This is a genomic window from Micromonospora sp. NPDC048999, assembly GCF_040649295.1.
Lineage (GTDB): Bacteria > Actinomycetota > Actinomycetes > Mycobacteriales > Micromonosporaceae > Micromonospora.
Window position 1 is genome coordinate 101,691 of the sequence record NZ_JBEZFI010000018.1, and the last position, 23,828, is coordinate 125,518.

General features: G+C 73.2%; 20 protein-coding genes. 10 read left to right on the forward strand and 10 right to left on the reverse strand.

Going from position 1 to position 23,828, the window contains the following annotated elements:
* Positions 1-136: 136 nt before the first annotated feature.
* From AB0C02_RS19965 to AB0C02_RS19985, 5 genes are all read right to left on the reverse strand, one after another.
* Complete coding sequence (locus AB0C02_RS19965) at positions 137-1,804, reverse strand: bifunctional diguanylate cyclase/phosphodiesterase (protein WP_357549871.1); 1,668 nt, start codon at positions 1,802-1,804, stop codon at positions 137-139.
* 82 nt (positions 1,805-1,886) lie between these two features.
* Positions 1,887-2,699, reverse strand: a complete 813-nt coding sequence (locus AB0C02_RS19970; protein ID WP_357549846.1) for an SAM-dependent methyltransferase — start codon at positions 2,697-2,699, stop codon at positions 1,887-1,889.
* Between the two features lie 206 nt (positions 2,700-2,905).
* Positions 2,906-3,574: a response regulator transcription factor gene (locus tag AB0C02_RS19975; RefSeq protein ID WP_007072219.1), complete on the reverse strand. Its 669-nt coding sequence runs from the start codon at positions 3,572-3,574 to the stop codon at positions 2,906-2,908.
* Positions 3,575-3,581: 7 nt separating this feature from the next.
* Entirely contained in the window at positions 3,582-5,273 is a 1,692-nt protein-coding gene (locus tag AB0C02_RS19980) for a GAF domain-containing sensor histidine kinase (RefSeq protein ID WP_357549847.1), read from the reverse strand.
* A 14-nt stretch (positions 5,274-5,287) separates the two neighbouring features.
* Positions 5,288-7,093, reverse strand: coding sequence for an AMP-dependent synthetase/ligase (locus AB0C02_RS19985; RefSeq protein WP_357549848.1), 1,806 nt, complete (start codon positions 7,091-7,093; stop codon positions 5,288-5,290).
* Positions 7,094-7,263: 170 nt separating this feature from the next.
* Here AB0C02_RS19985 and AB0C02_RS19990 point away from each other — a divergent pair, with 170 nt between their 5' ends.
* From AB0C02_RS19990 to AB0C02_RS20015, 6 genes are all read left to right on the forward strand, one after another.
* Complete coding sequence (locus tag AB0C02_RS19990) at positions 7,264-7,719, forward strand: SRPBCC family protein (RefSeq protein WP_357549849.1); 456 nt, start codon at positions 7,264-7,266, stop codon at positions 7,717-7,719.
* A 42-nt stretch (positions 7,720-7,761) separates the two neighbouring features.
* The gene (locus AB0C02_RS19995; RefSeq protein ID WP_357549850.1) at positions 7,762-8,418 is read left to right on the forward strand and encodes a hypothetical protein; all 657 of its coding nucleotides are present in this window, start codon (positions 7,762-7,764) and stop codon (positions 8,416-8,418) included.
* Positions 8,419-8,480: 62 nt separating this feature from the next.
* Positions 8,481-9,437, forward strand: a complete 957-nt coding sequence (locus tag AB0C02_RS20000) for an ROK family glucokinase (protein ID WP_357549851.1) — start codon at positions 8,481-8,483, stop codon at positions 9,435-9,437.
* A gap of 31 nt (positions 9,438-9,468) precedes the next feature.
* The gene (locus tag AB0C02_RS20005; RefSeq protein ID WP_357549852.1) at positions 9,469-10,140 is read left to right on the forward strand and encodes an endonuclease/exonuclease/phosphatase family protein; all 672 of its coding nucleotides are present in this window, start codon (positions 9,469-9,471) and stop codon (positions 10,138-10,140) included.
* A gap of 101 nt (positions 10,141-10,241) precedes the next feature.
* Complete coding sequence (locus AB0C02_RS20010; RefSeq protein ID WP_357549853.1) at positions 10,242-11,645, forward strand: NAD(P)-binding domain-containing protein; 1,404 nt, start codon at positions 10,242-10,244, stop codon at positions 11,643-11,645.
* A 100-nt stretch (positions 11,646-11,745) separates the two neighbouring features.
* Positions 11,746-12,570 carry an alpha/beta fold hydrolase gene (locus AB0C02_RS20015; RefSeq protein ID WP_357549854.1) on the forward strand — a complete coding sequence of 275 codons (825 nt, stop codon included), beginning with the start codon at positions 11,746-11,748 and terminating at the stop codon, positions 12,568-12,570.
* Positions 12,571-12,585: 15 nt separating this feature from the next.
* On the opposite strand, the gene AB0C02_RS20020 is transcribed toward AB0C02_RS20015, so the two are convergent.
* From AB0C02_RS20020 to AB0C02_RS20030, 3 genes are all read right to left on the reverse strand, one after another.
* Positions 12,586-14,004, reverse strand: a complete 1,419-nt coding sequence (locus AB0C02_RS20020; protein WP_357549855.1) for a trehalose-6-phosphate synthase — start codon at positions 14,002-14,004, stop codon at positions 12,586-12,588.
* Between the two features lie 155 nt (positions 14,005-14,159).
* A complete protein-coding gene (locus AB0C02_RS20025) occupies positions 14,160-14,996 on the reverse strand; it encodes a DUF308 domain-containing protein (protein ID WP_357549856.1) in 837 nt (278 codons plus the stop codon).
* A 227-nt stretch (positions 14,997-15,223) separates the two neighbouring features.
* Positions 15,224-18,808 (reverse strand): adenylate/guanylate cyclase domain-containing protein, encoded by a 3,585-nt coding sequence (locus AB0C02_RS20030; RefSeq protein ID WP_357549857.1) that lies wholly within the window; start codon positions 18,806-18,808, stop codon positions 15,224-15,226.
* Between the two features lie 184 nt (positions 18,809-18,992).
* Here AB0C02_RS20030 and AB0C02_RS20035 point away from each other — a divergent pair, with 184 nt between their 5' ends.
* The gene (locus tag AB0C02_RS20035) at positions 18,993-19,208 is read left to right on the forward strand and encodes a hypothetical protein (protein ID WP_357549858.1); all 216 of its coding nucleotides are present in this window, start codon (positions 18,993-18,995) and stop codon (positions 19,206-19,208) included.
* Between the two features lie 101 nt (positions 19,209-19,309).
* Here the strand turns inward: AB0C02_RS20035 and AB0C02_RS20040 are convergent, their stop codons facing one another.
* Positions 19,310-20,002 (reverse strand): Crp/Fnr family transcriptional regulator, encoded by a 693-nt coding sequence (locus AB0C02_RS20040; protein WP_357549859.1) that lies wholly within the window; start codon positions 20,000-20,002, stop codon positions 19,310-19,312.
* A 247-nt stretch (positions 20,003-20,249) separates the two neighbouring features.
* On the opposite strand from AB0C02_RS20040, the gene AB0C02_RS20045 reads away from it, so the two are divergent.
* From AB0C02_RS20045 to proC, 3 genes are all read left to right on the forward strand, one after another.
* Positions 20,250-20,759 carry a polyadenylate-specific 3'-exoribonuclease AS gene (locus tag AB0C02_RS20045; RefSeq protein WP_357549872.1) on the forward strand — a complete coding sequence of 170 codons (510 nt, stop codon included), beginning with the start codon at positions 20,250-20,252 and terminating at the stop codon, positions 20,757-20,759.
* 151 nt (positions 20,760-20,910) lie between these two features.
* Positions 20,911-21,939, forward strand: a complete 1,029-nt coding sequence (locus AB0C02_RS20050; protein ID WP_357549860.1) for a 6-phosphofructokinase — start codon at positions 20,911-20,913, stop codon at positions 21,937-21,939.
* A 72-nt stretch (positions 21,940-22,011) separates the two neighbouring features.
* Entirely contained in the window at positions 22,012-22,830 is an 819-nt protein-coding gene (proC, locus tag AB0C02_RS20055) for a pyrroline-5-carboxylate reductase (RefSeq protein ID WP_357549861.1), read from the forward strand.
* A gap of 458 nt (positions 22,831-23,288) precedes the next feature.
* On the opposite strand, the gene AB0C02_RS20060 is transcribed toward proC, so the two are convergent.
* Positions 23,289-23,729, reverse strand: a complete 441-nt coding sequence (locus AB0C02_RS20060) for a WYL domain-containing protein (RefSeq protein WP_357549873.1) — start codon at positions 23,727-23,729, stop codon at positions 23,289-23,291.
* Positions 23,730-23,828: the final 99 nt, after the last annotated feature.

Here is a 23,828-nt window from a genome sequence, read left to right on the forward strand (position 1 = left end):
TCGCCGCCCTCGCCGCCGTCCAACGCCCCGCTGATCAACTCCATGTGCGGCAAACGGTGGTCTCGTTGCCGGATTTGACCACAAGATGCCGCACACGGAGTTGATCAAGCCGGGTGGGCCAGGCCGGGTGCGTGGGTCAGTTCGGGTGGGTGAGGGCCTGGCTGGCGGGCCCGGGGCGGCCGAAGTGCCAGCCCTGCCCGGCGTCGCAGCCGATCGCGCGCAGCCGGTCGGCCTGGTCGGCGGTCTCCACGCCCTCGGCGGTGACGGTCAGGTCGAGCGCGTGGGCGAGCGACACCAGCGAGGCGAGGATCCGCTCGTCGGTACGGCTGCCCGGGTCGTCTGCCGGGGCGCGCAACCGGGTCACGAACTCGCCGGCCACCTTCAGCTCGGTGACCGGCAGGTCCCGCAGGTACGCCAGGTTGCAGTAGCCGGTGCCGAAGTCGTCGATGGCGACCCGGACCCCGATGTCCTTGAGCACGCCCAGGGCCCGGACCGGCTCCTCGACGGTGCTCATCATGGTGCTTTCGGTGATCTCCAACTGGAGTCGCTCCGGGGGCAGCCCGGTCCGCCCGAGCACGCCCTGCACCTCCTGCACCAGGCCGGGCCGGTGCAGTTGGCGGACGGCCAGGTTGACGCTGACGAACGGCGCGTCGTCGTGCCCCGTCGACCAGGTGCGGGCCTCCCGGCAGGCCTCGGCGAGCACCCAACTGCCCAGCCGGACGATCAGCCCGGTCTCCTCGGCCAGCCCGATGAAACTGTCCGGCCGGAGCACGCCCAGCTCCGGGTGGCGCCAGCGGACCAGCGCCTCCATGCCGAGCACCCGGCCGTCGCGCAGCGACGCCAACGGCTGGTAGTCGAGGTAGAACTCACCCCGGTCCAGGGCGGCGGGGATGGCCGCGGAGAGGGCGTACCGGGCCAGCTCACGGCGGTTGCGGTCGGCGTCGAAGATCGACCAGCGGGCCCCGCCGGCCGCCTTGGCCCAGTGCAGGGTGCTGTCCGCGGCCCGCATCAGCTCCACCGGCGTGGTGCCGGCCACCGGCCGCTCGACGATGCCGATGCTGGCCGACACGGTCAGCTCGTGCCCGTCGACCAGCGCCGGCTCGTTCACCGCCTTGAGGGCGGCCTCGGCGACCTTGACCGCGTCCTCGGTGCCGCCGGTGCGCTCGACCAGGATGACGAACTCGTCCCCGCCGAGCCGGGCCACCAGGTGCTCGCCGACGACCCGGCGCAGCTGCTGCGCCACTGACACCAGCAGCGAGTCGCCGACCTGATGGCCGAGGGTGTCGTTGACCACCTTGAAGCGGTCCAGGTCGAGGAAGCAGACCCCGATCCGGTCGGCGCCCCGGCCGGGCTCGTCGAGCGCGGCGGTGAGCCGCTCGGTGAACAGCGCACGGTTGGGCAGGCCGGTCAGCGGGTCGTGGGTGGCCTGGTGGCGGAAGCGGGCTTCGCTGTCCCGCAACGCCTGTTCGGCCTGCGCCTGGGCCATCATCGTGGCCCGCCGGATGGACTCCTGCTCGTCGAGGGTACGGTCGCGCAGGGCGCGGGCGTACCCGGTGGCGACAGTGGCGAGCAGCCGGGCCATCCGGTCCTCGACGTCGTCGGCGACCAGGCCGAGGTCACGCAGCAGGCGGAGCTGGATCACCTCGATGGTGCGGCCCAGCCCCTCGGCGGAGGCGATGTGCGCCTGCACCAGTTCGGCGCCGACCTGCTGACCGACGCGCAGGTCGAACGGCTCGGCCCGGATCGCCACGGCCAGCCGCTCGGTGAGCCGCTGGAGCAGGGCCTCCAACTGGGCCTGGGTCATCGGCAGGTAGCTGGTCCCGGAGACCGCCTTGGCCCAGGCCCGCGCGAAGCTGTCGGGGCAGGAGCGGGTCACGGCGGTGCCGTCACCCACCGAGCCGCCCGACGCCGCCCAGAAAGACCGCCTGCGCGGCGTTCTCCGCCTGCTCCGGCGACTCCGGACGCCACTGTGGCACCCAGACCACGCCCGGGTCGACCAGCTCGAAACCGTCGAAGAGCGTGGTCAGCTCGGCCCGGCTGCGGATGAAGAGTTGGCTGTCGGTGCGGCGGTAGACGTGCTCGGCCTCCGCCCGCTCGCCGGTGCCGGTGCGACCGTCGTCGCTGGCCTGCGACATGACCAGGTAGCTGCCCGGGGGCAGGGCCGCCCGCAGCGTACGCAGGACCTCCTCCGGCCGATCCGCGTCGGGAATGAAGTGCAGCACCGCCACGATCATCACGGCGACCGGCTGGGTGAAGTCCAGCAGCCGGTTGACCTCGGGATGGTCGAGGATCGCCGCCGGCTGGCGGAAGTCCTCCCGGAGCACCGTGGCCCCGTCGTTGCCGGCCAGGATCTCCCGGCTGTGCGCGACGGCGACCGGGTCGACGTCGACGTAGACCACCCGGCACGCCGGGTCGACCCGCTGGGCGATCTCGTGCACGTTGCCGACGGTCGGGATGCCGGAGCCGATGTCGAGGAACTGGCGCACCCCCGACTCGGCCAGGAACTGCACCGCCCGGCGGAGGAAGGCCCGGTTGGCCTGGGCCATCAGCGGGGCCTCCGGCACGGCCTCCACCATGGCCCGGGCGGCCGCCCGGTCGGCCGCGAAGTTGTGTGAGCCGCCGAGGTAGTAGTCGTACATGCGGGCCACACTGGGGCGTTCGATGTCGATGGTGTCGGGTGCCCAGTCCGGCCGTTGCATGCCCCTGCCCCTTTTGTGTCGACAGCGCGCGAGTCGTCACTCGCGCGAACCATCCGGGTATTCTGCCCGCCCGCTGTCGTGGTGCAAAGACCGCTGTCGTTGCGCGATGGGTCCCGCACCGTACGCGTTCACCGGTTGCCCGGAATGCCCGAGAGGCCCGGTCCGGGGTGCGGACGCGGGCCTCTGCTCGAGCTGCCGACCGGCGGTCAGAACTTGGGCGCGTCCGGGGCCTCCAGCAGGCCCAGTCGCAGCGCGGTCATCAACGCCTGGGCCCGGTTGGCGGCGCCCAGCTTCTCGTAGAGCTTCGAGATGTGCGTCTTGGCGGTCGACTCGCTGACGAACAGCTGCTTGGCGATGCCGGCGACGCTCATGCCGTCGGCGAGCAGCCGCAGCACCTGGCCCTCCCGCGGGGAGAGCTGCGGGCCGGACGGGGCCAGCCGGCGCTTCATCGCCTCGGCCAGGTCGGCCGCGGTGAACGCACTGGGCGAGGAGGCGGCGTGCCGGGCGGCGGCCACCACCTCGTCGGCCGGGGCGGTCTTCGGCACGAACGCGCTCGCCCCCGCCTCCAGGGCCCCGAAGAGCTGGTCGTCGCCCGCGTACATGGTGAGCACCACGATGCCCATCGACGCGCTGGACTTCCGGAGGGCTCGGGTCGCCTCCAGGCCGCTGCCGTCGGGCAGCCGCAGGTCCATGATCACTACATCCGGCTGGAGCGCGCCGGCCTGGCGTACGCCCTCCGCGGCCGTGGCGGCCTCGCCCACGACCTCGAACTGGCGGTCTCGCTCGAAGGCGTGCCGCAGCCCCTTCCGGATCAGGTCGTGGTCGTCGACAAGGAGAACCTTGGTGCGGGTGGCCGGTGTCGGACTGGTGGTCATCCTCGGGTTACTCCCCTTCTGCTGCTGCGCTGCCGCGCACCTTACCGCGCCGGGGCGACGAGCCGAGCACCACCGCCACGGTCGTCCCACTGGGTCGTCTCGGCCTGATCTCCAGCCGGCCCCGGATACGTTCCGCCCTCTCGGCCATGATCGCAAGACCATAGTGCCCGTCGGGGCGCTGGTCACCGATGCCGTGACCGTCATCCGACACTTCGATCTGCGCGTACGGGGGGTCCACCTCGCAGGTGACCCACAGGTTCGACGCCCCGGCGTGCTTGCGTGCGTTGGTCACCGCCTCCTGGGCGATGCGCAGCAGCTCGGCCTCGGTGGCGGCGGGCAGCCGGGCGGTGGACTCGTCCAGGGACAGGTGCACCCGCAGGCCGCCGGACGCGCCGACCGTGCGGGCGTACTCGGCGATCGCGGCGGCCAGGCCGCCGTGCCGGTCCACCTCGCTGCGCAGCTCGAACAGGCTCAGCCGTAGCTCGGTGATCACCCGCGTGACCTCATGCCGCAGGGTGCGCAGCGAGTCGGCGGTCTCCTCGGCGTCGTCATGCACGGTGGCCAGCGCGTTGTCGATGCCGTACCCGACCATCACCAGCTCCTGGGCGACCCCGTCGTGGATCTCCCGGGCCAGCCGCTGCCGCTCCTCGTTGGTGGCCAGCGAGCGGACCTCGTCGAAGAGCAGCGCGGCCTCCAACCGCAGCGCCGCCGGGCCGGTCAGCGCGGTCACCCGGGAGACCACCGGCGGCGGGTACGCGTGCGCGGTGTCCGCCTCGACGACCACCAGGCCGACCGTGCGCACCCCGGCCACCAGCGGCACGATCAGCGCCGAGACCTCCCCCGAATGCTGCGAGCGGGCCTGTGACCGGGTCGAGGTCTGCGGCTGCTGGCTGGCCCAGGCGTCGGCGATCGCCGAGTCCGCGTCCAGCGTGGTCTCCCAGTCCACCCGGTCCGCGCCGACCTGGGCGAGCACCACCAGCCGACCGCCGCCGCTGGCGGACAGCACCGCGCCCCGGTCGGTCTTCGCCACCACCCGCAGCTCCTCCAGCAGGTGCTCGGAGATGCCGCCCGGGTCGAGGGTGGCGCCGGGCAGTTGGCGGGCGACCGTGCGCAGCTGGGTCAGCAGCCGGGTGGCCTCCGCGTACGGCTGCGGCTTGCCCTCGCCGCGGACCCGCATCACCCGCTGCAGCATCCCGGCCGTGTAGAGGCCGAGGGCGGCCAGGATCAGCCACTGGGCGCAGACCGTGAGGTACCCGAGCTGGCCGAGCTGCCGCCCGCCGCTGACCTCGGTGAAGGCCGCGCTGACCAGCAGGGTGGCCGCGACCACGGCGAGCAGCGCCGCGCCCTCGCGGAACCGGCGACGCAGCGCGGTCACGGTGACCGGCACGGCGAGGTACGGCAGCACCGCCGAGGCGCCCACCCCGCCGGTCACCCCGGTCAGGTGGGTGTCGGCGGCGACCTTGCTGGCGGCCAGGCCGAGCACGACCACCTCGGCGAAGCGGCTGAGCGGCCCGAGCAGCCGGTGCTGCGGGGCCAGCACCGCGGGCAGCCCGGCGAGGCCCAGCAGGGCGATCCACCAGAGCTGGGCCACGTCGCGGGTGGCGAACAGGGTCAGGGCGGCGACCAGCGCGAGGAGGACCACGCGAGCGGCCACGGCGAGGGGCTGCGTCTGCGGCTGGCTGGGTGTCGAGGCGGGCACGTGACGGATGGTAGTCAGCGACGGTAGATGTCCGCGATCTCCGCCGCGTACGTCTCGTGCACGACCTGCCGCTTGACCTTGAGCGACGGGGTCAGCTCGCCGGTGGCCTCGGTGAAGTCCCGCGGCAGGATCCGGAACACCTTGATCGCCTCAGCCTTCGAGACCGACTGGTTGGCCTGGTCGATCGCGCCCTGGATCTCGGCCCGCAGCGCCGCGTCGTCGCGCAGCTCGGCGACGCTGGTGCTCTCCGGCCGGTCGTGCGCGGCCAGCCACCCCGGCAGCGCCTCCTCGTCGATGGTGATCAGCGCCGCGATGAACGGCTGCCGGTCGCCGACCACCACGCACTGGCTGACCAGCGGGTGGGCCCGGACCTGGTCCTCCAGCACCGCGGGGGCGACGTTCTTGCCGCCCGCGGTCACGATGATCTCCTTCTTGCGGCCGGTGATGCTCAGGTAGCCGTCCTCGTCGAGCTGGCCCAGGTCGCCGGTGCGGAACCAGCCGTCCGGGGTGAGCACCTCCGCGGTCGCCTCCTCGTTGCCCCAGTAACCCCGGAAGACCAGCTCACCGGCGATCAGGATCTCGCCGTCGTCCTCGATCCGGACCGTCACGCCGGGCAGCGGGCGGCCCACCGTGCCGATCCGGGTGGCACTCGGCAGGTTCGCGGCGGCGGCGGGGGAGGTCTCGGTCAGGCCGTAGCCCTCGCAGATGTCCACCCCGATGCCCCGGAAGAAGTGCCCCAGCCGAGCGCCGAGCGGGGCGCCGCCGGAGATGGCGTCGCGGCACCGGCCACCCATCACCGCCCGCAGCTTGCGGTAGACCAGCCGGTCGAAGACCGCGCGCTGGGCACGCAGACCCAGGCCCGGCCCGTCGGCGGTCTCCAGCGCCTGGCTGTACGCGATGGCGACCCGCTCGGCCCGGTCGAAGATCCGGCCCTTCCCGTCGGCCTCGGCCTTCTGCCGCGCGCCGTTGTAGACCTTCTCGAAGACCCGGGGCACGGAGAGCACGAACGTCGGCTTGAACTCCTGCAGCTCGGCGACCAGGTTTTTGGTGTCCGCGCAGTGCGCCATGGTGGCCCGGGCCTGCACCACGCCGATCTGGACGAGCCGGGCGAAGGCGTGCGCGAGCGGGAGGAAGAGCAGGGTGGAGGCGCTCTGCCGGAACAGGTTCGGCAGCACCGGCACGGCGTTGGCGACGTCGGCGTAGATGTTGCGGTGGGTCAGCACGCAGCCCTTGGGTCGGCCGGTGGTGCCGCTGGTGTAGATGATGGTGGCGATGTCGTCGGCCTTGACCCCCGCGCGGCGTACCTCGATCTCGGTCGGGTCGACCGACTCGCCGGTCGCGGTCAGGTCGTCCACCGCGCCCAGCTCGATCTGCCAGACCCGGCCCAGCTGCGGGAGCCGGTCGCGGACCGAGGCGACCAGGGCGGCGTGCGCCGAGGTCTCGACCACCACGGCGACCGCGCCGGAATCCGCGAGAATCCAGGCGGCCTGCTCGGCGCTGGAGGTCTCGTAGATCGGTACGGTGACCGCGCCGGCGGCCCAGATGGCGTAGTCGATCAGGGTCCACTCGTAGCGGGTGCGGCTCATCAGCCCGACCCGGTCACCGGGGCGGATGCCGGCGGCCACCAGGCCACGGGCCACCGCGACGACCTCGTCACGGAACTGCCGGCAGGTGACCTCCGTCGGGGCGCCGCCCTCGCCGTCCACGCGCCGGACGAACTGCACGGTGTCCGGGGCGACCTCGGCGTTTTCCCAGACCGGGTCGGTCAGGCTGGCCGCGTCGCCGACGGTGACGATCGGCGGAACGGAGAACTCGCGCACTGGACTCCCTCGGGCTCGCCCCGGCCGGACCGGCGGTGGTCGGCTCTGTCGAAACCTACCCGTCCGGGGAGGTGGACGCGGGCGCGAGGCCGCCGGCCCGGACGGCGCGCGCAGGCGACGCCCCGGGGTGGAGCGGGGCGTGCGGGGCGTGCGCCGGGTAGCCTCCCCCCATGGCGGACTCCTCCACCCAGTCGATCACCATCGGCGCGTCACCGGAGCGGGTGGCGGCGGTCATCTGCGACTTTCCCCGCTATCCCGAGTGGGCCGAGGCGATCCGGCGCGCTGAGGTGGTTGAGGAGTACGAGGACGGCTACGCCAGCCAGGTCCGGTTCACCATCGACGCCGGCGTCATGGCCGACGAGTACGTGCTGGCCTACGAGTACGCCGAGGACCTCTCGCGCGTCGAGTGGCACCTGGCGGCGTCCTCGAAGATGCAGAAGTCCCAGCGCGGGTCGTACGACCTGGTCGGCAACCCGGACGGCACCACCACGGTGACCTACACCCTTGAGGTGGAACTCTCCGTGGCCATGCTCGGCATGTTTCGCCGCAAAGCCGAGAAGATGATCATGGATGCGGCGTTGAAGCAGCTCAAGCGCCGGGTAGAAGCTACCGGTGCGGCCCACTGACCCGACCGGCGATCCGGTCGCCACTGCAGAGGAGCCGACTTGATGGGCGCCACTGATCCCGACTCGGCCCGCGAGGAGGCCGAGCGCCTCGTCGCCATGCTGCTGGCCAGCGCCCGGCTGGCCGCCGCCGCGCCCGGAGCGGGGCCCTGGGGTCCGCTCGGTGGGATTCTCGCGGGTGTCCTCGGTCACAACCAGGACGGTGCCGGCCCCGGTGACGTGCCGCCGCAGCCGACGGCGGGCGGCGCCGGTTTCGCCACCGGATCGCCCGAATGCTGTGTCTGCCCGATCTGTCGGGGGATGGCGGCGTTGCGTGATCCGAGTCCGGAATTCGCGGAGCGGCTCGCCACCGGCGCCGGCGATCTGGCCGCCGGCGTGGCCAGCCTGCTGCGCGCCTTCGCACCGGCCGAGCCCGCCGCCACCACCGCCCCGGCCGGCGCCGGAGCGACCCCGACGGGTGACCACGTCTGGCGCGAGGCGACCCGTACCGGGCATGATTCTCAGCCGGTACCCGAGCAGGACGTGTGGTCCGTCGCCACCCAGGGGGAGGGCCCGGCCGGCGCGGGTGCCGTCGTGTCGCCCGCCGATGCCGCCGGGCCGGACGCGCAGGCACCGATCCGGCCGCCGGCCGGCCGGCCCGTGGTGCCCGCCTCGCGGGCGTCCGACGAGGTGGGCGAGGACGTACCAGGCGACGGGGCCTGACCACCGGACCTCCCGGCAGCGCACGGCCGTTCGGGCGGTGTCGGGCAGCACAGCAGAGGGGAGTGGCAGCGGTGACGCTGACCATCGGAGTCGACGTCGGTGGCACGAAGGTGGCCGGAGGTGTCGTGGACGACACCGGCAAGGTTCTCGTGCAGGCCCGACGGGACACCCCCGCCGAGGACGTGGCCAAGACCCGGGACGTCATCATCGAGGTGGTCACCGAGCTGGCCGCCGGCCGTACCGTCGACGCGGTCGGCATCGGCGCGGCCGGCTGGATCGACGCCGCCCGCTCCACCGTGCTCTTCGCCCCCAACCTGGCCTGGCGCGACGAGCCGCTGCGGCAGTACGTCAGCAGCGCCACCGGCCTGCCCGTGATCGTGGAGAACGACGCGAACGTGGCCGCCTGGGCGGAGTTCCGCTACGGCGCGGGCCGCGACGCCGACGACTCGATGGTCATGTTCACCATCGGCACCGGCGTCGGCGGCGGCATCGTGCTCGGCGGCGAGCTGCTGCGCGGCGCCCACGGCATCGCCGCCGAGCTGGGGCACATGCTCACCGTCCCGGACGGCCACCAGTGCGGCTGCGGGCGGCTGGGCTGCATCGAGCAGTACGCCAGCGGCAGCGCCCTGGTCCGCTTCGCCCGCGCCGCCGCCCGGCAGGAGCCGCACCGGGCCACCGCCCTGCTGGAGCTGGCGGGCGGCGAGGCCGACACGATCACCGGGCCGATGGTGACCGCCGCGGCGCAGGGCGGCGACCCGGTCTCCGCCGAGGCGTTCGCCCAGGTCGGCCGCTGGCTCGGCACGAGCCTGGCCGACATGGCGCAGATCCTCGACCCGCAGGTGCTGGTCGTCGGCGGCGGCGTGGTGGAGGCCGGTGACCTGCTGATGGGCCCGACCCGGCGGTCGTACACGGACGCGCTCGCGGCGCGCGGCCGTCTCCCCGTGGCGCAGGTGCGCCCGGCCGAGCTGGGAAACGCGGCGGGCGTGATCGGCGCCGCCGACCTCGCCCGGCGGGTCTGAGGTGGCCGCGCCGGGCGTACCGCTGCGGGTGATGTCCTACAACATCCACGGCCAGCGGGACGACACCGCGGCGCTCGCCGAGGTGGTCCGGGCGGCCGCGCCGGACGTGGTGATCGTGCAGGAGGGGCCACGGCGGTTCCGGTGGCGGCAGAAGTGCGCCTCGCTGGCCGACGCGTTCGGCCTCGTCGTGGCGGCCGGCGGCCTGCCCGCACTGGGCAACCTGCTGTTGACCAGCCTGCGGGTGCGGGTGCTCGCCACCCGGTGCCAGCGCTACCCGCTGACGCCCGGGCGGCACCTGCGCGGCGCCGCGTACGCCGAGTGCCGGGTGGGCGGCAGCCGGTTCCTGCTGGCCGGTTCCCACCTGTCCACCGACCCCGCCGAGCGGCCGGCCCAGGCGAGCGCGTTCAAGCGGGAGTTGGCCGCTGCGACGCTGCCGGTGGTCGCAGGCGCCGACCTCAACGAGGGGCCGGACGGGCCGGCGTGGCGGACCGTCGCAGAGGGACTGACCGACACCGGGGTCGCCGCCGGTCGGGCCGCCCGGCCCACCTTCCCGTGCGCCGACCCGCAGCGCCGCATCGACGCTCTCTTCGTTGACCCGCGCATCACCGTCGTCGACCACGACGTGGTGGACACCCCACGGGCTCGCCGGGCCAGCGACCACCTCCCGATCCTGGCCGACCTGCTGCTGCCCATCGTGGAATGAGCCACCGGCCCGGGTGGCCCCAGCGCCGGGCTGGACAACGGCGGGCATTCTCGGCAGGATCGCACCGACCCGGCACGCGTGCCGCACGAAGGAGTTTGCGGGTGTCCTCCTCCACCGACCTCGGCAGCTCCGGTCCGGACCCGACGGACGCCCCGACCCGGGACGACCGCCCGATCTCCGACCGGGGCGACACCGTCTGCGTCATCGGCGCCGGGGCCAGCGGCCTCACCGCCGTGAAGAACCTCCGCGAGCACGGCTTCGGCGTCGACTGCTACGAGCGGGAGACCGGCGTCGGCGGGGCGTGGAACTGGCGGCACGATCGCAGCCCGGTGTACGCCAGCACCCACCTGATCTCGTCCCGGCCGTTCACCCAGTTCCCCGACTTTCCGATGCCGGACGACTGGCCGGACTACCCGCACCACGCCCAACTGCTGTCCTACTTCGAGCGCTACGCCGACCACTTCGACCTGCGCCAGCACGTCTGGTTCGGCACCGAGGTGGTCCGGGTGGAGCCGGTCGAGGGGGACCGGTGGGACGTGACCACCCGCAGCACCGGCGGGTACGGCCCGGAACGCACCTCCCGCTACGCGGCGGTGGTGGTCGCCAACGGGCACAACTGGTCGCCGAAGCTGCCCCGCTACGAGGGGCTGGAGGAGTTCCGCGGCGAGATCCTGCACGCCTCGTCCTACAAGGACCCGGCGCAGCTGCGCGGCAAGCGGGTGCTGGTGGTCGGCGCCGGCAACACCGGCTGCGACATCGCGGTCGAGGCGGCCCAGCAGGCGTCCCGCTGCTGGCACTCGGCCCGCCGCGGCTACTGGTACGCCCCGAAGTACGTCTTCGGCCGCCCGGCCGACCAGGTCAACGACAGGCTGCTCGCGCTGCGGGTGCCGCGGCGGGTGCGGCAGTGGCTCTACCACTGGACGCTGCGGCTGACCGTCGGCGACCTGACCCGGTTCGGCCTGCCCAGGCCGGACCACCGGGTCTACGAGACCCACCCGATCGCCAACAGCCAGCTCGTCTACCACGTCGGCCACGGGCGGATCACCCCGGTGCCGGACGTGGCCCGGTTCCGCGACCGCACGGTGGTGCTGACCGACGGGCGGGAGATCGACCCGGAGCTGGTCGTGTTCGCCACCGGCTACCTGCCGCGCTTCGAGTTCCTGGACGGGACGGTGCTCGGCGACGCCGAGGGGACCGGCCGCCCCCGGCTCTGGCTGAACGCCTTCACCGCCGGCCACCCCACCCTGGCGGTGGTCGGCCTGGTGCAGCCGGACTCCGGCATGTTCCCCATCTCGCACTGGCAGAGCGTGCTCTTCGCCCAGCTGCTGGCGCTGCGCGCCACCCGGCCGGACCGGGCCGCCGCGTTCGGCCGTCGGGTGACCGCCGGCCTCGGCGAGCGGTACTCGGGGAAGGTCAAGGACAGCACCCGGCACTGGTTCGAGGTCGGGCACGTCGACTACCTGCGCGCGCTCCAGCGCGCCCTGTACGAGCTGGAGGGCAAGTGATCACGCCGGGCCCCGCAGTCGCGAGATGCGAGGGCGGCATGGTGAGCGCGAGGAGTGCAGCGCAGCGGAGCCTCGCAGTCGCGAACGAAAGGCCAGAACAGTGAGCGCCGAGCGGATCCGGGTCATCCGGGCGGAGGAGTGGGCCCGTCCGGAGCGCCCGGCCCGCCGCGAGGTGCTGGCCGAGGCGCCCGACCTGGAGTCGGCGAAGCCGCCGCTGCTCTTCGTGCCCGGGTTCGGGCACGGGGCGTGGGCGTTCGCCGAGCACTGGCTCGGGCATGCCGCGTCCCGCGGCTTCCCGGCGTACGCGCTGAGCCTGCGCGGGCACGGCGGCAGCGCGCCGGCGCCGGAGGCGACGCTGCGGTCGTACACCCATGACGTGGTCCAGGCGGCCGCGGGCCTGCCCCGGCAGGCGGTCCTGGTGGGGCACGGCGCCGGTGCCCGGGTGGTGGCGCACGCCCTGGCCCGCTATCCGGCCCGGGCGGCGGCGCTGGTGGCGCCGGTGCTCGGCGGCTGGGCGACGGTGGGCACCGCGTTGCGCCGCAACCCGGTCGGCACGCTGCCGGCGGTCTTCGGCGGTCGCCTGCGGCTGCACCGCCGGCAGCTGTTCAGCCGCGAGCTGCCCGACGGCGAGGCCCGCCGGTATGTCGCGCGGCTGGGCCGGGCGAGCCGACGGGCGCAGTGGCAGCTGCTCACCGGCGGACAGCCCGAGCCGCCGGTGGGTCGCCCGCCGGTGCTGGTGCTGGGCAGCCCGGACGACCGGGTGGTGTCGCCGGCCGCGCTGACCCGGGCGGCCCGTCGGTACGCCTCCGCCCCGCTGCTCTTCCCCGGCATGGGGCACGACCTGATGCTCGACGCCCGCTGGCGGGAGCCCATCGACGCGATCCTCGACTGGCTGGAGAAGGACCCGGCGCCGGCCGCCGGGTGAGCCCCGGGCGCGGGATCAGCCGGTCGTGGTGAGCCGGCCCGGCAGCGAGCCAGCCACGTCCAGGGCGCTCAGGTAGGACCGTGCCCAGGCGCGTATGTCGTTGTGGCGCAGGTGCTCGCGCATCGCCCGCATCCGGGTGGCGACGTCGTCGGGCGTGGCCCGCAGCGCCGCGAGCAGGCCCTGCTTGAGCCCCTCCAGGTCGTGCGGGTTGACCAGGTACGCCTGCTCCAGCTCGGCGGCGGCGCCGGCGAACTCGCTGAGCAGCAGCGCCCCGGTGTCGTCCACCCGGGCGGCGACGTACTCCTTGGCGACCAGGTTCATCCCGTCCCGCAGCGGGGTCACCGCCATCACGTCGGCGATCCGGTAGAGGGCGACCAGCTCGGTCCGGTCGACCGGCTGGCTGAGGTAGTGGATCGCCGGCTCGCCGACCCGGCCGAACTCGCCGTTGATCCGGCCGACCTGGTGTTCCACCCGGTCCCGCAGGATCTGGTTCTGCGCGACCCGGTCCCGGCTGCGTACCGCGACCTGGATCAGCACGGTGTCGTGGACCTTGACGTCGCCACTGGCCAGCAGCTCGCGGTAGGCCTTGAGCCGCTGCTCGATGCCCTTGGTGTAGTCCATCCGGTCGACGCTGAGGATGACGCGGTCGGGGTCGCCGAGGTCCCGGCGGAGTCGGCTGGCACGCTCGGCGACCTCGGGCTCGGCGGCGAGCGCGGCCACCTCGGCGGTGTCGACGGCGATGGGGAAGGCGCCGATCCGGACCACCCGGTCGCCGACGCTGATCGACCGGTCGGTGGCGGGCACCCCGAGCACCTTGGCCACCAGCTGGGCGAAGTTGTGCGCGGCCTGGGCCCGCTGGAACCCGATCAGGTCGGCGCCGAGCATGCCGCCCAGCAGTTCGGCCCGGCGGGGCAGCTGCATGAACAGCTCCGGCGGCGGGAACGGCACGTGCAGGAAGAAACCGATCCGCAGGTCGGGACGGAGCTGTCGGAGCAGCCCGGGAACGAGCTGGAGGTGGTAGTCCTGCACCCAGACCAGGCCGCCGGGCTCGGCCGCCGCCGCGGCGGCCTCGGCGAACCGCTGGTTGACCCGCTGGTACGCCTCCCACCAGCGGCGGTGGTGCTCGGGCTGCTCGACGGAGTCGTGGTAGAGCGGCCAGAGGGTGGAGTTGGCGAAGCCCTCGTAGTGGTCGCGCAGGTCGTCGCCGGTGAGCGGCACACTGTGCATCCGGACGCCGTCCACGTCGGGCAGGTCCGGTGCGGGGCCGGTGCCGCCGGCCCAGCCGACCCAGGCGGCCGGGGTGTGCCGGAGCAGGGGGTGCAGGGCGCTCACCAGGCCGCCGGGGCTGCGGCGCCATTCGAAGGCACCGTCGGGCGCCATGCTGTCGTCGATGGGAAGGCGGTTTGCCACCACCACGAGGGGACTCTGTCGCATCTCGGGCATTCCGATCAGCAGAGGACCGGCTACCGGAGCGACGGACAACCCGGACAGCCGGTGCGGGAAGTGACGTACAGCGGTATTCCTAACGACCGTAAGTTACACCACCGCTACGCGAGCGCCGCGAGTGGGCCGCCTCCCCGGCGGTCGGGTCAGACGACCGCGCCGTCGTCCGGGTCGTGCTCGTCGGAGTCGCCGGGGCGCAGCCGCCAGATCAGCATCACGAAGCCGGCCAGGATGCCGGTGAAGCCGAGCAGCGTCACCACCGACGGGTCGGTGACCGGCAGCAGGGTGGGGGAGAGGAAGAGCACGAACCCGAGCACGATGCAGAGCACGCCGACCACCGCGTACTTCGAGAAGCGCGGCAGCGGGGGCGGCGGTGGCGGGGTGTAGTGCTCCTCGTCGTCGGGCAGGTTGGCGCCGAAGGTGTCCAGCCCGTCCAGCAGCGAGGGCTCGTCGGGCTGGCCACGGCTCACCGAGACCCCGGAGACGTCCGCCGCGTACGGCAGGCGTCGCAGGTCGGTGGCGGTTGGGCCGCCGCTCTCCTCGGTGCGGCCGGCGGCGCCCGGACCCGGGCCGGACGGGTCGACGGGGTCGTCGACGTCCTCGGCGGCCGGCCACGGGTGGCTGCCGGCGGCCGGCGCGGTGTGGAAGCCGGCCACGATCTTCGCCCACTCGGCGTCGACGTCCGGCTCCTCCCGGGCCGAGTCGCGGGCGCCCTCGTCGGTGAGTTGGGTGAGGTAGTCCCGGGCGGTGGTCAGGTGGGAGCGGTCGACGTAGAGCCGGTCGACCGGGCGGGACGGAACGGTCGTGGTGCGGGTGACCGGGTTCAGGTCGGCCGAGGGTTGCAGATAGGCCGCGATCCCGCCGGCGGCGAGCACGTCGAGCAGGTGTTCGCCGACGCGCGGATCGACGTCGCCCGCGACCGCGTACTCGGCCGCGTCGAGCCCGTTGTCTCGCCGCCCTCGGCGGGCCCCACCCGCTGACACCGGACACCCTCCTCGCCGCACCCGTCGGTGCGTTCCGACCCGGCGCCCCGTACGCCGTGCCCTGAATCGTGACACGCCAGATGCCGTTTCCGGGAGTGTCTTGTGGCGCGGCGTACGAAGTCGAACCCCTGCCGCTGGTCGGGACAGGGATCCTATGTCCGTATTTGCTAGAGGTGTGCCAGGGGACACATCACCCGGGTGGCGCTCCCGAGCCCCGCGCCGGGCGGTCAGCAGGCGACGGCGGGACCGGTGTCGGGCACCGGCCGGCGGGCCAGCGCGAGCAGCCCCGGCGCCTCGTTGCGCTCGGCGAAGGCGCGCACCTCGGCCAGCGGCACGGCGAGCGCCGCGCGCTCCCCGACCCGGTCCAGCTCGGCCACGGCCAGGGCGAGGGCCAGCATCCGGTCGGTCACGTCCGGGATCCGGCCGTAGATCTCCGCGCCCGCCAGGTGCAGCTCACCGGCCCGCCGGTGGTCGCCGTCCGCCGCGGCGAGGGCCGCGGTCACCGTCCGCAGCGCCGCCTCCGACCACGGCGTCCGATGGCCGAGCCGGTCCAGCATCGCCCGGACCCGTACCGCCGCGTCCCGGCTGGCCAGGGCGGCCGCGTACGCCGCGGCGGCGATCCACTCGCCGCTGGCCAGCGCGGGCACCGCCGACCACGAGTCGGCCAGCTCGTCGACCAGCTCCGCCGCCTCGTCCGCCCGCCCCTGCACCGCCCGGCAGAGCGCGGCCATGCCGAGCATGGTCCAGCGCGGCCGGTGGAAGCCGCTGCGCCGGGCGCTGTCCAGCGCGGCGGCCACGTCGTCCCGGTGCCGTGGCACCTCCGGGGCGGCGTCGTCCCGCTGGGCGGGGGCCGGCCGGGGCGCCAGCGGCACCGGCCGCCCCCGCAGCACCAGCAGGCACGAGCGCAGCCCGCGGACCTGCATGTCCCAGCCGCCGGTCGGGGTGTCCACGAACGCGTCGGCGGCGGCGATCAACCGGGCGAAGTCCCCGTCGAAGTACGCCCGCATCGCCTCGCCCGAGTAGCTGGTGGCCAGCGTCTGCCCGCCGCCCGTCGCCGTCGGCGTGGCGGAGAGCAGCGCGTCCGAACGCAGCCAGTCGCCCTCCTCGCGCACCGCGTACGCCAGGTTCTGCAACGCTCGGGGCAGCGCGAGCAGCTGCTGGGCTCGGCTCGACTCGACCAGCTCGTGCAGCTCGTCCAGGCCCGACCGGTCACCGGCCTGGAATCGGGCGGTGGCCGCGGTGATCCGCGCGTTGACGTTGACCTCCGCGAGGCCGAGCCGGGCACCGATCCCGGCCGCCGTCTCCGCCGCGACGACCGTCGCGTCCCGCTCGTAGTTGAGCATGTGCAGCCGGCCCAGCTCGGCGTACGCGTCCGCCTTCTGGGCGCTGTCCGGCAGCGGCTCGAACAGCGTCACCGCCCGGCCCAGGCAGGCCACCGCCGCGCCCCGGTCGGCGCGCAGCCACGCCGCCTGGCCCAGCAGGGTCCAGGCGCGGGCGGCGCAGGCCTCGTCGCGGTGCGCGAGCAGCCGGTCGGCGAGCGTGTGCAGCTGCTCGGGGCCGCCGCCGGAGAGGAACGCGTTGCCGTCCCGGTAGAACGAGATCTCGGTGCTGAGCAGCTCCAGCTGCAGCCGGCCCACCGGGTCGCTGTCGTCGGCCAGGCTCAGCGCCCGAGCGACATGGGCGGCCGCGGCGTCCAGCCCGTGCAGGGCGTACGCCCGGCGGGCCGCCCGGTGCAGCGCGGCGCGGGCCGGGCCGGCGTAGCGGTGGGTGTCCATCCCCAGCGTGCGGGCGATCTCGTGGGCCGCCCACCGGTGGTGCGCGAGCACCTCGGCCAGGTCGGTGTCCCGGCTCTGCGACAGCGCGTCCAGCCAGTCCGCCGTCCGCTCGTGCCGGGCCACCCGTTCGGTGCGCGGCAGCCGCTGGTAGCAGACGTCCCGGACCAGCACATGCCGGAACCGCAGCTCCGGCTGCCCGGCCATGGTGGAGGCCGCCTGCTCGTGCACGAAGTCACGTTGTTCCAGCCGACGCAGGGCCCGCTCCACCGACTCGACCGACTGGCCCAGCGCGGCGGCCACCGCGCCCGGCCAGAACTGCACGCCCACCACCGAGGCGGCCAGCAGCACGGCCCGGTCCTTGGCGTCGAGCAGGTCGACCCGGTTGGCGATCACCGCGTGCACGCTCTCCGGCATGGGCAGGTCGAGGTGCTTCTCCAGCGACCAGCCGCGCCCCGACTGGCGCAGCGCGCCCTGCTCGATGAGCATCCGGACGTACTCGTGGGCGTAGAGCGGATTGCCGCCGGCCACCTCGACCAGCGGGGTGAGCATCTCGGCGGGGAACGCGGCCTGCCCGAACATGTGCGCGTAGAGGGAGGCGATGCCGGCGTCCCGCAGCGGGGGCAGGGTGATGGTGACCGAGCCGGTGATGGTCCCCGCCCAGCTCGGGTCCCGGTCGACCAGCTCGGGTCGGGCGGTGCAGAGCAGCAGCAGCGGCACCTCGCGGGCCGCCGTGCCGAGCAGCTCGACGAAGCGCAGCATCGCCTCGTCGGCCCAGTGCAGATCCTCGAAGACCAGCACGGTGGGGCGTCGGGTGGCCAGCGCCAGCAGGAACCGCCGCCACGCCGACTCGGCCTCCTCGGCGGGCAGCGCGGCACCGGCCAGCCCGACCAGCGGCCGCAGCGCCCCGACGATCCGGTCCCGTTCGGCCGGGCCGACCAGTTCGGTCACCGCCGCGGTGAGCCGCTGCGCCGCGGTCGACGCCGGATCGGTGTCGAGGATGCCGGCCTCGGTCTTCACGATGTCGGCCAGCGCCGCGAAGGTGACATTTTCCCCGAACGGCGGGCATCGCCCGATACGCCAGGTCAGCGGCTCGTCGACCAGCCGCAGGGCGTGCCGGTAGAGCTCCCGGACCAGCCGGCTCTTGCCGATGCCGGCCCGACCGAAGACGGTCACGACCTGCGGGAGCCGGTCCCGCAGCGACCGGTGCAGGGCGTTGACCAGCAGGCCCAGCTCGTGCTCGCGGTCGATCAGCGGGGTGGTGTCCGGCTCCCGGTCGGTCGGCTGCCGGCGTACCGGGGCCAGGGCCAGCCAGACCTCGGTGGGGGTGGACCGCCCGCGGAGGGTGACCGGCGGCTGCTCCTCGTAGCGGATGGCGTCCTTGGTCAGCGCGTGGGTGGCGCCGCAGACCAGCACCCCGCCGGGCGGGGCCACCGACTGCATCCGGGAGGCGGTGTTGACCACGTCGCCGGCAACGATCGCCTGCCCGCCGTCGCGGGCGGCGGCCACGTCCACCAGCGCCTCGCCGGTCGCCACCCCGACCCGGAAGCGCAGCTCGTCGCGGCCGGTCGGGGCGAATCGGGTCAGCACTCGCTGCAGCTCCAGCCCGGCCCGTACGCAGCGCAGCGCGTCCGTCTCGGTGGCCACCGGCGCCCCGAACAGCGCCATCACGGCGTCGCCGATGTATTTCTCGACCACCCCGCCGTACTGCCCGACGACCCGTTTCGCGGCGGAGAAGAAGCCGGTCTGCATGCTGCGGACCTGCTCCGGGTCGGCCCGCTCGACGTACGGCGTGAAGTCGATCAGATCGACGAAGAGGACGCTGACCCGGCGGCGGTCCTCCTGCGGCGTGGCGGCCGGCGGCCTGGCGCCGGACCGGGGGGCGCCGCACGAGGTGCAGAAGGCCACGTCCGTGGCGAGCGGGCGCAGGCAGTGCGGACAGACCGCCCCCAACTCCGCGCCACAGCCGCCGCAGAAGCGGTCGCCCTCTGCGGCGGTACGTCCACAACGGTCACACTGCGCGGAGATGACACCCTCCACTGGTGGAGCCTCCGGCCGGGTTCCGGCCGGGCGCCGCCCGCCGCGGCGTCCACCGCGAGTATCGCCGTCGGCGGAACTGTCGGGTACCAGGCTGTTGGCTTGTGGACACTCGTCCGGGCGGTCGGTCGGAGGGATCGCGGGCTAGATTCTCGTACCGGACGACCGCGATCAAGGGAGACACGCCATGGTGTACGTGAAGCTGGAGAGCGACTGGACCGACGCCAACGGGGTCGCGCACTCGGCGGGGGAGTCCGTCGACGTGGATGCGGCCACCCTCGCCGCGCTTCAGGCCGAGGGCATCGTCAGCGAGGGGTCCGGCGGCAAGGAGGGCGGCAAGTGGGCCGGCCCGACCAGTGGCGGCGCCAACTGGGCGGGGCCGACCAGCGGCGGCAACGTCTGAGACCGCGCCGATAGCGCGCGATCCGCGGCCGTGGCGTCTGAACGCCACGGCCGCGTCGTGCGTTCAGCGGTCGTCCACGCCGGCACGGCCGTGTTGTGCGTTCAGCGGTCGTTCATGCCGGCGCGGCGGCGCAGCGCGGCCACGTCGGTCACCACGATCCGGCGGCCCTCGGTACGCAGCCACCCCCGGCTGGCGAACGAGCCGATCGCCTGGTTGACGCTCTGCCGGGAGCCGCCGGCCATCTCGGCGAGCTGGCTCTGGTTGAGCTCAATCGTGATCATCGGGGCCTGGCTCTCGCCGGCCAGCCGGACCAGCGTCTTGGCCACCCGGCCCGGCAGGTCGAGGAAGACGTGGTCGGCGTTCTGCTCGGTGAGCCGACGGATCAGCCCGCCGAGCGCACGCATCACCGCGTCGAGAATGCGCGGGTTGGAGTGCACCAGCTCCATGAACGCCGGGCGGGACAGGGCCAGGGCCGCGCAGTCCTCGATGGCCTCTGCCGAGGCGGACCGGGTCGAGGCGTCCAGCAGGGAGACCTCACCCAGCACGTCCGGCGGTCGGATCACCGACAGCACGGCGCGTTCGCCGGTCGGGGCGGTGCGGAACACCGCGATCGCGCCACGGCGCAGCACGATGAGGGAGTCGCCCGGGTCGTTCTCGACGAAGAGCAGCTGACCCTTGCGGTACGTACGCGGCACCGCCGCGGCGATGACCCGCTGTCGTACCTCCGGCTCGAGCCCGGCGAACATCTCCACGCCCGTGAGCGCGTCACCCGGCTCCGGCAGGCGAACCTCCACGGCCCAACCCCTCCCCGGTCAAGGACCACAACTCGCTCACCGGGTGAAGCTGACTTCCCGGCCGAGGCATCTGAACCGGTTCGGGATCCGGTAGCGGTACACATCAGATCATGACGCTCCGGTCGCATGGTGTACACCCCTGGAGACACTTCCGTGACCGTTCCGAGCTGCGCCGCCGGCAACCCCGTCGACCTCGACGGACGCCCCGGTGAGCGGCGGCCGGCGCGGGTGGGCGAAGATGGCGGGGATGGTCTACCGCTACTTCTACGACTGCGAGTTCATCGAGGACGGCCGGATCGTCGACCTGGTGTCGATCGGCGTCGTCGACGAGCACGGCCGCGAGTTCTACGCGGTCTCCACCGAGTTCGACGACTCCCGGGCCATCCCGTGGGTGCGCCGCAATGTGCTGGACCGGCTGCCCTCCCCGGCCGACCGTGCCTGGCGGTCCCGGGAGCGTATCCGCGACGACCTCTACGAGTTCCTGCTGGAGCCCGTCCGCGACCGGCCGGGCGAGCAGATCGAGCTGTGGGCCTGGTACGCGGCGTACGACCACGTGGTGCTGGCCCAGCTGTGGGGGTCGATGCCGGCGCTGCCCCGGGAGATCCCGCGGTTCACCAAGGAGCTGCGCCAGCTCTGGGACGACCGGGGCCGGCCGAGGCTGCCCGACGCCGAAGCGGAGCGGCACGACGCCCTGGTTGACGCCCGGCACAACCTGGCCCGTTGGCGGGCGATGACCGGCCAACCTACTGGCAGGTAACCTGGGGTGCGGTGCCGTCGTACACCCGCGCGGGCTACAGTGCGCACAGACGGCCCGCCCCGGGCCGGCAACGGCGCCGATGGTCTGATTTGACGCATATCCTGGGGCTTATCCGGGCTTGACCTGATGCTCCAGGAGGATTGAGCAGATCATGCGTATCGGCGTGCTCACCGGCGGTGGCGACTGTCCTGGTCTCAACGCGGTGATTCGGGCGGTGGTCCGCAAGGGCGTCGCCACCTACGGTCACGAGTTCGTGGGCTTCCAGGACGGCTGGAAGGGCCCGCTGGAGGGCCTGTCCCGGCCGCTGGGCATCGCGGAGGTCCGCGGCATCCTGCCGCGCGGCGGCACCATCCTCGGTTCGTCGCGGACCAACCCCTTCAAGATCGAAAATGGCGTCGAGCGGATCAAGGAGAACCTCGCCGCCCAGGGCGTGGACGCGCTGATCGCCATCGGCGGCGAGGACACCCTCGGCGTCGCCACCAAGCTGCACGAGCTGGACGTCAAGGTCATCGGCGTGCCGAAGACCATCGACAACGACCTGGGCGCCACCGACTACACGTTCGGGTTCGACACCGCCGTCAACATCGCCATGGAGGCGATCGACCGGCTGCACACCACCGCCGAGAGCCACCACCGCACCCTGGTGGTCGAGGTGATGGGCCGGCACGCCGGCTGGATCGCCCTGCACGCCGGCCTCGCCGGCGGCGCCAACGTGATCCTGCTGCCCGAGCGGCAGTTCGACGTCGAGCAGGTCGCCGGTTACGTCGAGAAGCGCTTCCAGCACCAGTACGCCCCGATCGTCGTGGTCGCCGAGGGCGCCCACCCGCTCGAGGGCCAGATGGTGCTGCACAACAAGGAGCTCGACTCGTTCGGCCACGTCCGCCTCGGCGGCATCGGCCAGTGGCTCGCCGAGCAGCTGGAGGCCAGGACCGGCAAGGAGGCCCGCACCGTGGTGCTCGGCCACATCCAGCGCGGTGGCACCCCCAGCGCCTTCGACCGGGTGCTCGCCACCCGCCTCGGCCTGCACGCCATCGACGCGGCGAACGAGGGCGACTGGGGCAAGATGGTCGCGATGAAGAGCACCGACATCGTCCGGGTCCCTCTCGCGGAGGCCACCCGGGAGCTGAAGACCGTGCCGCTGGAGCGGTACGCCGAGGCCGAGGTCTTCTTCGGTAGCTGACCGACCGCCGGTGGCGCGGCGGGCCCGCGAGGGTCCGCCGCGCCCCGTCGCCTGCGAGAGGGGTACGGCGTCATGGCACCCGAGGTGCACACGGTCGCGGTGATCGGCGCTGGCAAGATCGGCGAGCTTATGCTCTCCGGGCTGCTGCGCTCCGGCTGGCCGGTGGAGCGGCTGCTCGCCACCGCGCGGCGACGCGCCCGCGCGGAGGAACTGGCCACCCGCTACGGCGTGCGGGTGGTCGACAACCTCACCGCGGTCGACGAGGCGGCGGTGCTCGCCGTCTCGGTCAAGCCGCAGGACGCGGGTGCGCTGCTGGACGAGATCGGCCCCAAGGTGCCGGCCGACAAGCTGGTCATCTCGCTCTGCGCCGGCCTGCCCACCACCTTCTTCAGCCGGCGGCTGCCCGAGGGCGTCCCGGTGGTCCGGGTGATGACCAACACCCCGGCCCTGGTCGACCAGGCGATGACCGCGATCTCGGCCGGCGCGTACGCCACCGGCGCGCACCTGGCCCTCGCCGAGGAGATGTTCAAGCCGCTCGGCGCCACCGTCCGGGTCCCCGAGTCTCAGCAGGACGCGGTGACCGCCCTCTCCGGCTCCGGCCCCGCCTACTTCTACCTGCTCGTCGAGGCCATGATCGACGCCGGCATCCTGCTCGGCCTGCCCCGGCAGGTCGCGCACGAGCTGATCGTGCAGACCGCCATCGGCTCGGCGGTCATGCTCCGCGACTCCGGCGAACACCCGGTCAAGCTGCGCGAGGCGGTCACCTCGCCGGCCGGCACCACCATCTCCGCCATCCGCGAGCTGGAAAACCACGGCGTACGCGCGGCCATGCTCGCGGCCCTGGAAGCCGCCCGCGACCGCGCCCGCGAGTTGGCCGCCCAAGCCGACTGAGCACACCCCCGCCCCTCGATCGGTGACAGCCGAGCAGGCCGACACGCCGGGGCGACAATAGCTGAGCCGTCACCGATCACGGCGCGAGTACGCGGCGGCGTTGGCCTCGCCAGCATGCAGCAGCGCCAGCGCAGACAGCGCATGGTTGCCGCATCCGCAGACCCAGCAACCGATGCGATGAGCAGGCGGGTGTCGGCGTACGGGCCAACGTGCGCAACCGGGTACGCCCAGACGTGCACAGGTCCATAACGACGCCCAACGATTGGTGCCAGAGGTCCGCCACCCTGCCGTCGATCGGGCCATCAACTTCAACGACGCTCGTTGTCCGAGTCGAGCCAAGATCGCAATAACTGAGGGTGAATGTCTTGGCGCCCGATCCGCCGCCCGTATCGCGGCATGAGAGTGAGTTGATCTTGACGCCAGGGTGTGCATCCTCGCGGACAACCAGGTATTGCTGGTCAGGACGTTGGTGACGGCGCATAGTGGCGGGCAAGGTCGGTGGCGAGGGCGCGGAGGTGAGCCCTGGCTTCGGTGGGGCCGTGCACTGTGATGGCGCTCCCGAACGGCAGCAATGCTCGTACGTCCTCAAGATGCATGAAGCGAATTGTCACCTTGTGGCCGGTGGCGGATTCTTCATGGTTGTCCCGGACGAGTCGTAGGCCGAAAATCCGTTGCGCTCGCTCGATCTGGGTCTGGTCGATGGTGGCGCTGACCTCTACCGCGTGGTTGTGTTCCCACTGATCAATGAGCGCAGCAGCGACGGTGGCCAGGGTCTGGTTCTCGCGGATCCGTCGTGGCCGGTCGACTTCTTTCCACGTCGTGATCCGTTCGAGTCGGTACATCCGTGGCACTCGGGCACAGTCGGCGACGAGATACCAGATGCCCGCCTTGGCGAACAGCCCGTAGCTTGATCTTTAACCGGTTCGGCGTGGCCTCGGGTTATTCGAAGTCTTCGTTTTCTTCGTGCCACCTTTCGGTTTTGTGCTGGTGGCGGCGGT